13 protein-coding genes are annotated in these 15931 nt (G+C 45.2%); 2 read left to right on the top strand and 11 right to left on the bottom strand.

Annotation, left to right across the window (positions count from 1 at the left end; all coding sequences use genetic code 11):
• Positions 1 to 218 precede the first annotated feature (218 nt).
• From L1D37_RS20805 to L1D37_RS20760, 10 genes are all read right to left on the bottom strand, one after another.
• The gene (locus tag L1D37_RS20805) at positions 219 to 1439 is read right to left on the bottom strand and encodes an ammonium transporter (protein ID WP_239849037.1); all 1221 of its coding nucleotides are present in this window, start codon (positions 1437 to 1439) and stop codon (positions 219 to 221) included.
• Positions 1440 to 1816: 377 nt separating this feature from the next.
• Entirely contained in the window at positions 1817 to 2233 is a 417-nt protein-coding gene (locus L1D37_RS20800) for a hypothetical protein (RefSeq protein ID WP_048658737.1), read from the bottom strand.
• Positions 2217 to 3290 (bottom strand): formate dehydrogenase subunit gamma, encoded by a 1074-nt coding sequence (locus L1D37_RS20795; protein ID WP_102478359.1) that lies wholly within the window; start codon positions 3288 to 3290, stop codon positions 2217 to 2219. Before L1D37_RS20795 ends, L1D37_RS20800 begins: the two co-directional genes overlap by 17 nt.
• Positions 3291 to 3303: 13 nt before the next feature.
• Positions 3304 to 3912, bottom strand: a complete 609-nt coding sequence (gene fdh3B / locus L1D37_RS20790) for a formate dehydrogenase FDH3 subunit beta (RefSeq protein ID WP_004742271.1) — start codon at positions 3910 to 3912, stop codon at positions 3304 to 3306.
• An 11-nt stretch (positions 3913 to 3923) separates the two neighbouring features.
• Complete coding sequence (locus L1D37_RS20785; RefSeq protein WP_239849036.1) at positions 3924 to 6779, bottom strand: formate dehydrogenase subunit alpha; 2856 nt, start codon at positions 6777 to 6779, stop codon at positions 3924 to 3926.
• Between the two features lie 10 nt (positions 6780 to 6789).
• Entirely contained in the window at positions 6790 to 6990 is a 201-nt protein-coding gene (locus L1D37_RS20780; protein ID WP_008217926.1) for a twin-arginine translocation signal domain-containing protein, read from the bottom strand.
• A 78-nt stretch (positions 6991 to 7068) separates the two neighbouring features.
• Positions 7069 to 7722, bottom strand: a complete 654-nt coding sequence (locus L1D37_RS20775) for a molecular chaperone TorD family protein (protein ID WP_239849035.1) — start codon at positions 7720 to 7722, stop codon at positions 7069 to 7071.
• 9 nt (positions 7723 to 7731) lie between these two features.
• Positions 7732 to 9399, bottom strand: coding sequence for a 4Fe-4S dicluster domain-containing protein (locus L1D37_RS20770; RefSeq protein WP_239849034.1), 1668 nt, complete (start codon positions 9397 to 9399; stop codon positions 7732 to 7734).
• Between the two features lie 301 nt (positions 9400 to 9700).
• On the bottom strand, positions 9701 to 10369 hold the full coding sequence (locus L1D37_RS20765) for a DUF3306 domain-containing protein (RefSeq protein ID WP_239849033.1): 669 nt from the start codon (positions 10367 to 10369) through the stop codon (positions 9701 to 9703).
• A complete protein-coding gene (locus L1D37_RS20760; RefSeq protein WP_239849032.1) occupies positions 10359 to 10823 on the bottom strand; it encodes a DUF3305 domain-containing protein in 465 nt (154 codons plus the stop codon). Before L1D37_RS20760 ends, L1D37_RS20765 begins: the two co-directional genes overlap by 11 nt.
• A 398-nt stretch (positions 10824 to 11221) precedes the next feature.
• On the opposite strand from L1D37_RS20760, the gene L1D37_RS20755 reads away from it, so the two are divergent.
• Together L1D37_RS20755 and L1D37_RS20750 are read left to right on the top strand one after the other, a co-directional pair.
• Positions 11222 to 12046, top strand: coding sequence for a formate dehydrogenase accessory sulfurtransferase FdhD (locus L1D37_RS20755; protein WP_239849031.1), 825 nt, complete (start codon positions 11222 to 11224; stop codon positions 12044 to 12046).
• A 250-nt stretch (positions 12047 to 12296) separates the two neighbouring features.
• A complete protein-coding gene (locus L1D37_RS20750) occupies positions 12297 to 14162 on the top strand; it encodes a methyl-accepting chemotaxis protein (RefSeq protein ID WP_239849030.1) in 1866 nt (621 codons plus the stop codon).
• A gap of 159 nt (positions 14163 to 14321) precedes the next feature.
• Here the strand turns inward: L1D37_RS20750 and L1D37_RS20745 are convergent, their stop codons facing one another.
• Positions 14322 to 15905: an ABC-F family ATPase gene (locus tag L1D37_RS20745; protein ID WP_176681954.1), complete on the bottom strand. Its 1584-nt coding sequence runs from the start codon at positions 15903 to 15905 to the stop codon at positions 14322 to 14324.
• Positions 15906 to 15931: the final 26 nt, after the last annotated feature.

Here is a 15931-nt window from a genome sequence, read left to right as displayed (position 1 = left end):
CGCCACAACGGTTATGTGCGATAGCATGGAAGCAATGTTTACCTAGGTCGATACCTAAAATATGAATAGAAGACATATGGTTCACCTCATTCTGAGAGCCTACTCTAAGCTTAAGGGCTTGAGAGTGAGGCGGACCATATAATTAAGCGACCGAGGCCGCTTAGTTCTATATAACAGTTGTCTACTTGGTTCACTTTAACCCATCAAAGTGAACAAGGTTAGTCTTCGTTGATAGACGAGATCTTATGGATTGAAAGATCCGCACCGTTGAACTCATCTTCTTCACTCAAACGTAGGCCTGTTAGTTTGCTCAGTACGCCATAAACAATCAAAGCGCCAATTAGAGCAACGGAAATACCCGCTAGAGTGCCGACAACTTGAGAAGCAAAGCTCACACCGCCTAAGCCCCAGAATGTTTGCGAGCCGAAGATACCTGCTGCAATGCCACCCCAAGCGCCACATACGCCGTGTAGAGGCCACACACCTAATACATCATCAATTTGTGTTTTGTTTTGCATGTAAGTGAACAGGTAAACGAACAATGCGCCTGCCACGCCGCCAGTCACTAACGCGCCCAATGGGTGCATTAAGTCTGAACCTGCGCAAATCGCTACTAAGCCAGCCAAAGGACCATTATGGATAAAGCCCGGGTCATTCTTACCTGCAACAAGCGCCGCTAGAATACCGCCGACCATTGCCATCAGAGAGTTCATCGCTACCAAACCGCTGATACCATTGATCGCTTGTGCAGACATCACGTTAAAGCCAAACCAACCCACACATAAGATCCATGAACCTAGAGCTAGGAAAGGAATGTTCGATGGTGCAAAGTTAGTGTGTTTACCCGCGCGGATACGACCTTTACGCATACCAAGGAAGTAAACCGCAACCAATGCAATCCAACCGCCAACACCATGAACAACCACAGAACCTGCGAAGTCATGAAATCCATAGCCAAATTGACCTTCTAACCAATCTTGGAAGCCAAAATTACCATTCCAAATGATGCCTTCGAAAAATGGATAGATGAAACCGACCGTAAACAGTGTCGCAATCAAAATTGGATAGAAACGAGCACGCTCTGCGATACCACCAGAAACAATCGCAGGAATTGCAGCCGCGAAGGTCATTAGGAAGAAGAACTTAACCAGTTCGTATCCATTACCTTGTGAGAGCGTTTCAGCGTCGGCAAAAAAGTGAGCGCCGTAAGCAACCCAGTAACCGATAAAGAAATAAGCGATGGCGGAGACACCAAAGTCGGAAAGGATCTTAACCAGCGCGTTGACTTGGTTCTTCTTTCGGACGGTACCGACTTCGAGAAACGCAAAGCCAGCGTGCATCAGGAAGACCATGATTGCGCCGAGTAATAGGAATAAAGTGTCTGAACTTTGGGTAAGGGTTTGTACTGCACTATGAACTTGAGTCACCGTTTCACTCATTAAAGCATTCTCCTTCGCTTTATCTGATTTGCACTGATATCGTGCGATTTAATGTTGTAATTAATTAAAGACTCAACAGTGAACGCAAGATGTGTTCCAAGTGTGAAGGGTAATTTTCGTGCAACAGATTTCGTTTTTAACTTATTGATTATTAGAGTCTAAATATTTAGGTGCACTTTTATGGTTCTTGAACCCCCAAAAAATCACAACGACAATTGCACCAAATAAGGGAGTTGCACCATATTGAAGCGGTCAATAAGTAGGTTCTGATGCAGATAGCGGCTGACGACTATTTACTGTTCTAGAGGCTTAAAAACAAAAAGCCCAGTGAAATGAATCACTGGGCTTTCTTTAGGTATGTCGTAAACGTGTTAGCGTTACAGGTTTGGTCCTGTCGACGGGTTTTGCGGTAGATTTTGACTTAAACGCTGCATGCCTTGATACATGCGGATAAACCAAACCACAATCGCAACACCACCGAACAGCATGCCTACATACGGGATGTAGTAAGCGATGTCATCGATAATATGGTTTTGATACCAGTAATCGTTCACACCGATTAACACGCCATTAGAGGTCGCTACCGTTACGATAAGCACCACAAAGAACGTCAGGTTCAAGAAGAACGAGCGAATCAAGCCATAGTAATGGGTATCCACTACTTCGCCGTCTTCGCCTTTATCTAAACGATAGCCCGCGTAGATGATGGCAACCACACCAGAGAGGAGGCAAGTAAATGGTGTAAAGCAGCTTAGTATGTAAGCGACCCAAATACCTTTATGAGGTTTGTTCATTCTTATTCACCCCTTCCGTTTTCTCTGTAGTTGCGTTAGCGCTTTGTTCAACGCCGTTTTTCTCTTGTTCCATCACTTCTTTGTACCAAAGGTCATGGTGCTCTTTAGCCCAAGTCTCATCAACTTCGCCTGTTACCATGCCTTCTAGTGCCCCTTCCATACCGAACAAGCCGATGTAGATGTGGAACACGAAACCACAGATAAGGATCAAAGCAGCCAGCATGTGGACTAAGTTTGAAAGCTCCATATCTCGACGCGTTTGACCGAAGATTGGGAAGTCTAAAACCAAGCCACTGATCGCAGCCACACTACCCATAACAATCAATAACCAGAACAGTGCTTTTTCACCCGCGTTCGAAAACTCTGCAGATGGATGAGAACCTTTATGTTTTCCGACCATACCACCCAGCTTCATGAACCACTGGATATCGACCATCTTGAAGATAGACTTGCGCCACCACTTGATAAGAACAGCCATCAACAGCACGTAGAAAATCGGGCCGATGTAGTTATGGTATTGCTTAGCCAGTAGAACGATGAAGCCCCATAGATCCGTTGGGATATAAGGTTTCAAGAAGTGTTTACCGTAAACCAACATCAAACCACTGAAAGCCAGTGTTAAGAAGGTAAACGCCATGCTCCAGTGCAATGCACGATCAAGTCGAGACCAACGTTTGATCTTACGCCCTGTTCTTGGTGCACTTAGCATAAGCGGGCCAATCACAACGTACATCAAAGTCACAAAAGCAATACTGCCAAAGATAGCGACAGCACCGGCTGGTGACATCCACTTCTCTTTCAATATGTACCACGTTTGACCTGGAGTACTGATTAACACACCGTGCTCAGCCGATTGAGATGTGGTGTAACCTTCCTCACCATTTCTTACTTGTCGCCAAAAATCGGCACCAGCAAGTTGTGTGATTTCTCGTTGAGCAGAGCTCGATTGAGTTTGTGATGAGTTCGTCTCAGATGCATGACTCATAGGAGAAAGCATTGTTAGTGCTGCCAACATTGGCAGCACAACAAGGAAGAGACGCTTAAACATTGTAAGCATATGTCTCTCCTACTTAGCTCTTAGTCGCATCGTAAGAAAGGTCGTTGCCGTCTGTCCAACCTGCACCTTTCGCACCACGTTCAACTACACGCTGACGGAAAACATCAGAAACTTTCTCTGCGTCACCCGCTAGCAGTGCTTTTGTTGAACAAAGCGAAGCACACATTGGCAGTTTGCCTTCAGCAATACGGTTCGCACCGTACTTTTGACGCTCTTCAACAGAACCTGGCTCTGTTTCTGGGCCGCCAGCACAGAAGGTACATTTGTCCATCTTACCGCGCTCACCAAACGCTTCCTGTTTAGGGAATTGAGGTGCGCCAAACGGACAAGCAAACAAGCAGTAACCACAACCGATACAAAGATCTTTATTGTGAAGTACGATGCCGTCTTCTGTATGTTCAAAACAGTCTGCAGGACAAACTGCCATACAAGGCGCATCAGTACAGTGCATACACGCTACTGAGATAGAGTTTTCACCCGGTTCGCCATCGTTCAGTGTCACAACGCGGCGACGTTGAATACCCCATTCCAGAGCATCATCATTTTCATTCTTACATGCAGTGACACAACCGTTACATTCGATACAACGCTTGGTGTCACAAAGAAATTTCATTCTAGCCATTTTAAGACTCCTTACGCTTTACGAATATTACAAAGGGTTACTTTCGTTTCCTGCATCAACGTGACAGGGTCGTAACCATAAGTGGTTGCTGTGTTAGCAGCTTCACCAATAACGTAAGGATCAGTGCCTTCTGGGTATTTAGAACGCAAATCTTCGCCTTGGAACTTACCACCGAAGTGGAATGGAATGAACGCCAGACCTGGTTTCACACGACGTGTTACCATCGCTTTCACCTTAATACGGCCCTTCTCTGCGCCCTCAACCCAAACATCGTCACCGTCTTTAAAGCCGATGTCGTTTGCGTCTTTCGGGTTCACTTCAACAAACATCTCTTGTTGAAGTTCAGCTAGCCATGGGTTTGAACGTGTCTCTTCACCACCACCTTCGTACTCAACCAGACGACCAGAAGTCAGGATAATCGGGTATTCACCAGACTTGTCTTGCTCTTGAATCGACTTGTAAAGCGTAGGTACACGGAAGATCGCTTCTTTGTCGTCCCACGTTGGGTAGTCAGCAACTAGGTCGCGACGTGGCGTGTAAAGCGGCTCACGGTGCAGTGGTACGCGGTCTGGGAATGTCCAAACAATCGCACGTGCTTTTGCATTACCAAACGGGATACAACCGTGCTTGATAGCCACACGTTGAATACCGCCAGAAACGTCGGTCTTCCAGTTTTTACCTTCAGCTGAGGCTTTCTCTTCTGCTGTTAGGTCATCCCACCAACCCAGTTGTTTCAGTAGTTTGTCACTGAACTCTGGGTAACCGTCTTTGATTTCGCTGCCTTTCGAGTAGCTGTCTTCAGCCAGTAGACTTTGACCTTCAAACTCCACACCGAAACGAGTACGGAAGTTACCGCCGCCCTCTGCAACAGGCTTAGACGTATCGTAAAGGATATGTGTGCCTGGGTGTTTCATCTCTGGGTTGCCCCAACATGGCCAAGGAAGACCGTAAGTCTCGCCATTCGCTGGGCCGCCTTCTGCAGCAAGTGTGGTTTTGTGGAACGTGTGCCAGTTTTGTTGGTGCTCTTTCAAGCGCTCTGGGCTTTGACCTGTGTAGCCGATCGTCCACATACCTTTGTTGAATTCACGTGTGATGTCTTCAATCAATGGTTGGTTGTTCTCAACACGGATGTTTTTGAACAGCTGATCAGAGAAACCAAGCTTCTTAGAAAGAAGGTACATGATTTCGTGGTCAGGCTTAGATTCGAACAGAGGATCTACAACTTTGTCACGCCATTGTAGAGAACGATTTGATGCCGTTACACTGCCGTAGGTTTCAAACTGAGTCGTTGCTGGAAGCAGGTAAACGCCGTCAGTACGATCGTTCATTACCGCTGCAACGGTTGGGTATGGGTCAACAATAACCATCATATCCAGCTTCTGCATCGCCTTCTTCATCTCTGGACCACGAGTCTGAGAGTTCACCGCGTGACCCCAGTAGAACATCGCGCGGATGTTTTCGCGCTGACGAATCTTGTCTTTATCTTCAAGTACACCATCAACCCAACGAGATACAGGGATACCTGCACTGTTCATTGGTTTTTGACCGCCGTATGCGTTGTCGTCGAAACGGCCTTTGATCCAATCAAAGTCTACGTCCCAAACTTTAGACCAGTGACGCCAAGAACCTTCAGATAAGCCGTAGTAGCCTGGAAGTGTGTCAGACAGTACGCCAAGGTCAGTTGCGCCTTGTACGTTATCGTGACCACGGAAGATGTTTGCACCGCCACCTGATTTACCGATGTTACCCAGCGCAAGCTCAAGTACACAGTAAGCACGTGTGTTGTTGTTACCTGTCGTGTGCTGAGTACCACCCATACACCAAACGATACAACCCGGACGGTTTTCAGAAAGTAGTTTCGCTGTGTGGTAAACGTCTTCTTCGCTCACGCCTGTTACGCGCTCAACTTCTGCTGGGCTCCATTTCGCGACTTCTTCACGGATCTCATCCATGCCGAATACACGTTGGCGGATGAATTCTTGGTCTTCCCATTTGTTAGCAAAGACATGCCATAACACGCCCCAGATAAACGCAACGTCTGAACCTGGGCGAAGTGATACATAGTGATCAGATTTCGCAGCAGTACGCGTACGACGAGGATCCGCAACAACGATCTTACAGTTGTTCTTCTCTTTCGCGATCAAGATGTGTTGCATCGCTACTGGGTGAGCTTCTGCTGGGTTTGAACCAATGAACAGCATCGACTTACAGTTGTGCATATCATTGAACGAGTTTGTCATTGCACCGTAACCCCAAGTGTTCGCAACACCGGCTACTGTGGTTGAGTGACAAATACGCGCTTGGTGGTCAACGTTGTTGGTGCCCCAAAGCGACGCCATCTTACGGAATGCGTAAGCTTGCTCATTACTGTGTTTTGCACTACCTAAGAAGTAAACCGAGTCAGGGCCAGACTCTTTGCGAAGTTCTAGCGCTTTGTTACCGATCTCTTCAATTGCTTGTTCCCAAGAAAGCTTCTTCCACTTACCGCCTTCCAATTTCATTGGGTACTTAAGACGACGCTCACCGTGGCCGTGCTCACGAAGTGCTGCACCTTTCGCACAGTGTCCACCAGCGTTAAATGGGTGATCGAATGCAGGCTCTTGACCTGTCCATACGCCATTTTGAACTTCAGCGTAGATACCACAACCCACAGAACAGTGAGAACAGATAGTACGTTTCACTTCTGTTTTCGCTTCAGGGTCGACTGCTTTAGCCTGTGCTTTCTTCATCATGCCCGGTGCGAATAGACTTGCACCTACCACTGCGCCACCAGCGGCTAATGAAGTGTTTTTCATGAAGGCACGTCGAGACACGCCTAACTGATTGGTTTCTTTGCTCACACTATCGGAGCGTTTGACAAGTTTCATCCGTTATCTCCTAAAGTGTGTCGTAGTAATCGCGAATATGTTGCGTTTCACGATACCCAGTCTTCTTCACGTCTTCTTTCGAAATTTCAACAGTTTCTGAAGCGGTTGCCACTTTAGTTGTACCAGCGACAACGGCACCAGCTACGGCTGCAGTCGTCAAGCCTTTGAGTAAGTCCCTACGGCTTGTATTTATATCTTTATTATCTTTCATCATTGCTTCCTTACCTTACGGTAGATCTTTTTTTGGAGGCTTAATGCCCCTCTATCGATATAATCGCGTACTGCTCGATTACTCGTAATCAGTGACGTTTTTCACATCAATCTTTAATTTGTGCTTACTGCTTCTTGTATTCACGCTAAAACGAACTTGCTCTAACGTTAGGAATGCTTCACACAGCTGAGCTGCGGCTTTGTAGAAGTTCGCGCTTTCTGCCCCTTCAAGCTGACGCGTGAAAGGGTTAAACCAAGGGCCAAGGTGCTTATTGAACACCGCTTGTTGCAGGGCTTCTTCTTCAGCCGTTAGCATGGCCATGACTTCACACAATGCTGCGATATGATCTTCTGGCTCTTTCACTTGCTCGTCACGCTCAATGCCTAAAAGCTCTAAGTCATGACGAATCTCTGCCAATGGTTTTTCCATCATGGCGCCAGTGCGATGCCAAGAACCAAATGGAACGACCTCTCCACGACCAATGCCGATGAACAAATCTTGATATTCGTCTTCAAGAGCTTCACGGTTTGATTCTGTTGCCGCTTGTTGAATGGCAATCCAAGCCTTTTGCATAGCACTTTCAGACGCTTCAATGTCTAGTGTTTTTAGAAAGTCGATCACCTCTTCAGAAGGTGCGCTACGAAACAGTGCTGATAGAACCAAATAGATCTCTGTTCTTAGTGTCTGTTCTTGATCCGACTCGCTTTGTGCTTGATCTAAATGAGTATTCAAGGCCAACTCCTAGTATTTCAATTGTTTCAATGGGTCTTGAGCCATTGAATCGAACATATCCACCACACGACAGTCTTCACACATCGCGATACGATTAATCGCTGCTTCATCTGAAAAGTGAGAGTGACCGCGTAACTTGTTCTGTAACATGTCAATCATAGATTGTGGTGCGAATGGTTTATGGCAACGTACACATTCCGCTGCTTTCTCTTCATGAATCACAACCGCTTTCTGACGCTCCTCTTTCACCCAGTTCATACGAGGCGTTAGAGTCAGAACATTCTCAGGACATGCTTTTTCACACAGACCACATTGAATACAGTCTTGTTCTACAAATTTAAGTGATGGAGAAGCACCATCGGTATGAAGCGCACGTGTTGGACATACAGCCACACAACTCATACACAACGTACAATCTTTGCTTTCACACGAAACCGTGCCATATGGCGCATTCGATGGAAGCTCAACAATGTTCTCAACTGGAATACGAGCCGAAGACATCGCATCAAGTGCAGTGAATAGACGTTGACGCTTATTACCGTGAAGAACGCCAAGTGCTAGGTCGAACGAATCAACACACAATGTTGGAGGACCTTCACGTAGAGATTCTAAGTACAGAATATCGATCGTTTCTTTTGGAATACCGATTTGGTCTAGTAGCTCTTGTGCAATCCCTACTTCGTTATTCAGAACACGAATGATCGTTTCTGGCATAAAGCGAGATGCGGCAAACAGAACTTGAGTCGCGCCATTGACGAGAGCTGCAAACCAAGTATCGATACCAATAGAAGGCAGTTCTTCGACAACAATCGGAATCACGTTATCTGGTAGCGCTTTAAGAGCCATCACGTTGTAAGTTTCATGACGTGAGCTACAGATAAGTACGATTGGATCCAGACCGCCCGCTTGCTCGTAGTTAGCTAGCGTACGTTCGATGAATTTTTGAGTATCGTCAGGATTAGGCAATGCGTAAGAGATAGCTTCTGTAGGACAGCTCGTAGCACAAGTACCCACGCCTTGACATAGGTAAGGGTTAATCTCGATCTTGTGACCCGTCTTATCTGAGCCTTCACTTGAAAGCGCGCCAGCAGGACAAGCATCAACACAACGCTCACAACCTTTCACGCCACGAGAACTGTGCGCACATAGGTCTGTGTCTAAACGGAAGAATTTAGGCTTATCAAACGTGCCCATTAACGTAGGAATCTCTTCCAACGCTTCAGCCAATTTAGGATAGCCGCGCCCTACTGGGTAATAACCAGGGACAGGCACTTCTTCAGTCATACAGCTGCTTAGGCATAAATCCAAAACCACATCGAAGCAGTCATGATTAATCGCCACTTTCGCTAGGTTATTGGTTAGGCCTTTGCTCTCGATAAGAACTTCGAACGTACCAAGGAAACCAGAAACTTGAACCGCGTTTGCGTAGTAAAGCTCTGACTCAGTATTCGTCGCTTTCACACCATCGGTTGAAAGCAGTGTCAGGCTTGTTAACTGAGGTAATTGCGCCGCAGCACTTTCGATGATCGCAGTTGGACCAATAATCAGCGTATTACCACCGCTTTCATAACTGACTGTCGGTGGAATAAGGTTTGTTAACTCAACTGTATTTTCAAATGCATACAGCCTTGCTTTCGCGTTATTTGAAGTTGCTTGTTCTAATAATTGTTTAAGCATTGCTCAGTTCCATCTTTGGATATGGATAATCTGTACAACCTTCATTGTAGTTAGCGTTAGAGAACTTGCTGAGTAATCAGTTAACAACTAACGGTCTCGCTAGCTATTCATTATCCAGTCAACCTTACTCAGGCTATCTACAAAAAAGTTGATAATGAACGATATTTAGCAAATGCCATGCCAATTTAATAATTCATTATTTTCAATGAATTAGCGTAAATTTAAGTCTGTTTGGACAATAAAAAAACCGCTTGGGACATTTTGTCGCAAGCGGCTCATTGAGTGTTTAGTCAAAATGTACCTATTCTTTGTGTGGTATATTTTGTCCCACCTCTTTTAAGTCATCTTCTATAGATTCGGTGTCGTTATTATTCGATACTGTGTTTTTATACAGCTCTTTTTCTTGCCCGGTAATTTCGTCACTTTCAACAAGCTCTGATTCTGTTTCTTCAACGTTATTAGCTGAGTCTTCTTCTTTATTTTCAATGTCTTGAGATGATTCCTCATCGGTATCTTCTTCCGTCTTATCTTTGACCCAATCACGTAATGTTTCAGCGACATCTTCGGAAAGTGACTTAAGATTGCTGTAATCGTCATCATAATCATCTAAGCCATCACGCACATTAAACTCCTCTGAGAGAAATAATTTACGCAATGCGGCTTTTTTTACGCTTTCTGAGGCTTCTGATACCAATAGTTGAGCAACAGACAAATTTTCACTTGCTTCAGTGGCTCCATCTTGCGTGGCTTCAATCTCAGTATCTGGAGCGTTTTCTAATGACTCAGATGTTTCTACGTCAGCAGAAGAAAGCGCATCAGACGAGGTTTCAGAAGTTGGAGTCTCTGAGGGCGTCACTTGAACATCTTCAAGCTTTTGCTCGGTTTCTAATGTTTGTTCTGCTTGTGGCGCTTGATCGGCAGAGTCATCGAGTTTTCGTTGAGACCAACGGCTAAAGAAATTAGTTGCCATTTGATCTGCCCGCCCCTTTGCGCTTCTTACGTCTTGCTTCTAATAGCTCGCCATGACGGCCGATAAAGGCTTCCATCCAGGCTTGTACAGGCAAAGGCATGTCGTAAGACAGTACTTGGTTATCTCCGTCCATGTATTGCCCTGCAACGGTTTGTGAGGCTGTCAGCAATTGAATGATTGGCTTAACGCCTGAATCGACATTATCCATCACTAAGAAAAGCTTCGGTTGTTGAGAGCTTAAATTGAATCGGTAGTCAGTACGTTCGTCTTTGTGTAACTGAAGCAAACACACGTCTTGAGTCTCGTCTTCGGGTGACAGTTCAAATCCGGTCAATTCCCATTGAGTGGTTACCCAGATGCCCGTTTTGATCTCTTTCTCTATTCTTTGGACGCCGATAGGCCAAGCTGCTTCTGTTTTCTCATATTGTTCTTTGAATTCTTTTATCTCAGACATACTTCACCCAATTGATTTTCTTTGGTCTGAATGCACTTAGGACATTTTGTACTGAGCGCAATCATATAAGCCCTATAAAGCAATAAACACGCCAATAACCGCTAACCTACATCAACAAACATTGCTGCTTTTGTTAGTCAGGCACCCTTATAACGGTAGTCGATACGCGTAAATTCAGACAGCTCTACCCGTGAACTCTCATATTTTGCTCTATTTTAATCGAATGCTTCATGTTTTCTCGAATAGCCGCTATTTTGGAATGAGAATTGCTAAATGCTTGAGTTAAAGCTAAGACTGACTAAGTGACAGAGAACGCATGTATTCTAAAGAGTCGTATGATGACTCTTGCCTAACTCCTTATCTCTTAAAATCGCTATCTCATTAAGTAGGACGTGACTGTGGTAAAACCAAACATAATAAAAACCAGTGAAAACCCACTTCAGACCATCGAAGTTGAAGTGTTTGATGAATATGGCGAAAAGCTAACGAAACAAATCGCGTGCGAGCGCCCTCTTACCGTTATGTTGAACTGGAAAGAGATCGTAACCCTGATGACATTAGGCTCACGCCCAGAAGCGTTAGTCTTAGGTTACTTGAAAAACCAAAGCTTCTTGTCTGATCCAGAAGCCGTTGAATCAATCATCATCGATTGGGAAACCAGCTCTGCAGCGGTTATCACCAAAGAAGATACCAGCCAACTTGAACAAGCATTGAAGAAGAAGACGGTAACGTCTGGTTGTGGCCAAGGTACCATGTATGGCAACGTAATGAAGCAGTTGGAAGATTACCAAGTGCCTCAAACTAAGATTAAGCAATCTGAAATCTACACGGCTCTAGAAGCGCTGACTCATTACAACGATACCTACAAAAAAGCGGGTGCCGTTCATGGTTGTGCTGTTTGCAAAGACGATCAAGTGTTGTCGTTTGTGGAAGATGTGGGTCGTCATAATGCGGTTGATACCCTAGCGGGTGAGATGTGGCTTAACAAAGAAGATGGCGCAGATAAGATCTTCTACACCACGGGCCGTCTAACCTCTGAAATGGTCATCAAAGTAGCGCAAATGGGCATCCCTGTTCTGTTATCACGCTCAGGTGTTACACAAATGGGTTTGGACTTGGCGCAGAAGTTCGGCATCACTACGATCGCTCGTGCTAAAGGCTTACGCTTCCAAGTGTTTACTGGTGCAGACAAGATTAGCTTTGATGTCAAAGGCGAACAGTAAGCTTCAAATAGTGCTTACCTAATGATTAATGGTGCAGTATCAGCTGCACCTTTTTTTCATGCTTTTTAGTTTCTATCCAAATTTAGCTTCTAATCAAATATCCCCCACTATTTCCTTAAATAACCGATAGTTTGTTCATAGTTTGAGCGACTCTCCCTATCGTAAATCTTCTCGACATTAACGTTCATAAAATCTGAACGTAACAGCGCTACTTCCTGTTTTAGGGAAATCTGAAGTAGAACGACGAATTATGATCAATTCGATTGCGCCACACTGGGATGAGTTCATTCTAATCAACCTCACCCTATTCATTTCTGTGTTCATTTATGCCATCTATGAGCAGATGAGTTTGGACAAGCTCGAGTCATTAGAACGGGCTGCGAATGAAAATCTCAGGAGCTCGGTCGATCTCTTGATGTTGAGGCGACACGAAAAAGACTTCTTAGCTCGCAACGACCAAAAATACGCAGAACATTTTGATAAAACGGCCAACACGTTAAACCAAAGGCTGGTCACCTTGAACCAAACCCTCACCTCGCATGAGCTTCACTTATCCGATCAAATGACTCGGATTTCAGACACTCTCCATCAGTATCAAAAGCAGTTTCATCAGATAGTCGAACAAGTGAATGACATAGAACGCACAACCACACCATTGGGTTTTGTCGCTGTGTTAGATAGTAAAAGAACAGATTTAAAATCGGCAATTGAGCATGAATCCAGTTTGTCGCTAGAACTCGCTTTATTGGAACTGATTGAAAAAGACTTTCATTACCTTGCTCATACTAATGACCAAACCAACCGAGCTTTAGAAAATGCGCTCAAAGAGTTTGAACCTTACGCTCAAACCTCTATTGCGACAGAACAAGCTTTTGCAGACTACAAAGCTGCCGTTCAAGCGCTCTTAGTTGCCAATACCAACCTAGGCTTATCTGCCGATCTTGGCCTAAGAGGCGCGCTGCGTAGCAACGTACATGAAACGGAGCAAGCGATTGAAGCCGTTCAGACAGAAATAAGCCAAGCCATTACTTCGGCGAGTACCCACACCAAAAACACACTCCACCTTTTCGGCGCGGCTATCGTCGCTCTACTCTCTTTGTTATTGGTGTTCATTGGTCGAAACATACTTGCACGTATAAAAGCAATCAACGTGATGATGGAGTCGATTGCGAATGGCGATGGTGATTTAACGGTTCGAATGAACGCAAAAGGCACCGATGAATTAGCACAACTTGCGCATTCGTTCGATACCTTCATCAATAAACTGCATGGCAATATCAAAGAGCTGTCGAGTGTGATGAAAGTGTTGACCGATAGTTCGTGTAGCTCTGAGGAAGCTGCCATCAAAAGCATGAGCAACGCAGAAAAACAGAAGCAGCAATCTGAATCAGTAGCGACGGCAGTTAATGAGTTGGTGATGACCAGTAATGAGGTCACTGCGAACATAGAAAATGCAGCAACCAATGCCGAGACGATCAAAGACAACGCACATCAAGCGCTGCAAGAAACACAATCAACCAACGACAGCATTAATGTTTTGGTAGAGAACATTGCAGAGTCACAAAACTTCATTGTTCAGCTCGAAGAACAGAGTCGTGAAATCAATCAGGTCGTCACCACCATTCAGGGGATTGCGGAGCAAACCAACCTACTCGCACTTAACGCTGCGATAGAAGCTGCACGCGCTGGCGATCATGGACGCGGCTTTGCAGTCGTTGCTTCTGAAGTGAGAGAGCTTTCATTAATGACCAACGATTCAACCCATCAAATAGAATCGACCATTCACGGTTTAACCTCTGGAATCACCAAGACAGTTGCGAAAATGTCGGCAAGCTTAGAACAAACCGAGTTGGTGAAACACCAAACTAAAGATGTGGTTAACGCGATTGAAGGAATACACTTTCAGGTTGGGGAGATGTTCGACTTGAATAGCCAGATAGCGACTGCGTCTGAAGAGCAATCCATGGTATCTGTTGAGATTGATCGTAACATCACCGACATCGCTCACCTCGCGAGTGATACACATACTGTGGTGTCAGGGTCAGTGCGTTGCAGTGAACAAGTGTCAAACGTGAGTGTGAAATTAGAAAAGATTGTGGCTCAGTTTAAGTACTAATGCTTTCTCGCCTTGCTTGTAGGACATAACCAGTTTAGGCAACAAACCGCGGAAATAAAAAACGCCCTTATAGCTTTCACTATAAGGGCGTTTTAGTAATCGTAACTGCGGTTATCAATAGACAAGCAGCTCTAGCCTAAAAGACATGTCTGCTAGATATTAGCCACGAGCTTTTAGGAATTCAGCGTAAGTACCGCGGAAGTCGTTGATCTTACCGTCACGGATCTCAAGGATACGAGTTGCTAGAGAGTCTACGAATACACGGTCGTGAGATACGAAGAACAATGTGCCTTTGTAGTTCTCAAGAGCCAAGTTAAGCGCTTCGATAGATTCCATATCCATGTGGTTCGTTGGTTCATCCATAAGAAGGATGTTTGGCTTGTGCATCATGATCTTACCAAGAAGCATACGACCTTGCTCACCACCAGAGATAACCTTTACAGATTTCTTGATGTCGTCTTGGCCAAACAGCATACGACCTAGGAAGCCACGAACAACTTGCTCGTCTTCGCCTTCTTGGCGCCATTGGCTCATCCAATCAAACAGGTTCATGTCTGTCTCGAAATCGTGTGCGTGATCTTGAGCGTAGTAACCGATGTTTGAGTTTTCAGACCACTTGTACTCACCAGTGCGCGGCTCTAGAGCGCCAGCTAGTGTGTTAAGTAGCGTTGTTTTACCTACACCGTTTTCACCGATGATAGCAACACGCTCACCTACTTCGAAGATACCGTCGAACTTGTTGTATAGGTCTTCTTCAAAACCTTGAGATAGGTTTTCAACCACAAGTGCGTTACGGAATAGCTCTTTAGACTGTTCAAAACGAATGAATGGGTTTTGACGGCTAGACGCTTTAACTTCGTCTAGTTGGATCTTGTCGATTTGCTTAGCACGAGACGTTGCTTGTTTCGCTTTAGATGCGTTAGCAGAGAAACGAGATACGAACGTTTGAAGTTCAGCAATTTGTGCTTTCTTCTTAGCGTTGTCAGACAGTAGACGTTCACGCGCTTGAGTCGCAGCCGTCATGTACTCATCGTAGTTACCTGGGAATAGACGAAGTTCGCCGTAATCAAGGTCAGCCATGTGTGTACAAACAGAGTTTAGGAAGTGACGGTCGTGCGAAATGATGATCATTGTGCAGTTACGTTGGTTTAGCGTATCTTCCAACCACTTGATTGTGTCCATATCCAGGTTGTTCGTTGGTTCGTCAAGAAGCATGATATGCGGGTCTGCAAACAGTACTTGAGACAATAGAACACGAAGTTTCCAACCTGGTGCTACTTCGCTCATTAGACCGAAGTGCATAGATTCTTCAATACCTACAGCAAGAAGAAGCTCACCCGCTTTCGCTTCTGCCATGTAACCGTCCATTTCAGCGAACTGAACTTCAAGGTCGGCTACTTTCATGCCGTCTTCTTCGCTCATTTCTGGCAAAGAGTAAATGCGGTCACGCTCTTGCTTAATAGCCCAAAGCTCTTTGTGACCCATGATAACCGTGTCGATTACCGTGAATTCTTCGTAAGCAAATTGGTCTTGGTTTAGCTTAGCAACACGCTCGTTTGGATCGTAGCTTACGTTGCCAGAAGTCGGCTCTAGTTCACCAGATAGGATCTTCATGAACGTCGATTTACCACAGCCATTCGCGCCGATTAAACCGTAGCGGTTGCCTTCGCCGAACTTAACTGAAATATTTTCGAAAAGTGGCTTAGCGCCGAATTGTTGGGTGATATTTGCTGTGGAGATCAATGCCATTACCTTCTTAATGTGAAAAA

The organism is Vibrio sp. Isolate33, from assembly GCF_022397895.1.
GTDB lineage: Bacteria > Pseudomonadota > Gammaproteobacteria > Enterobacterales > Vibrionaceae > Vibrio > Vibrio pomeroyi.
This window is presented reverse-complemented; position numbering and strand designations above follow the sequence as displayed.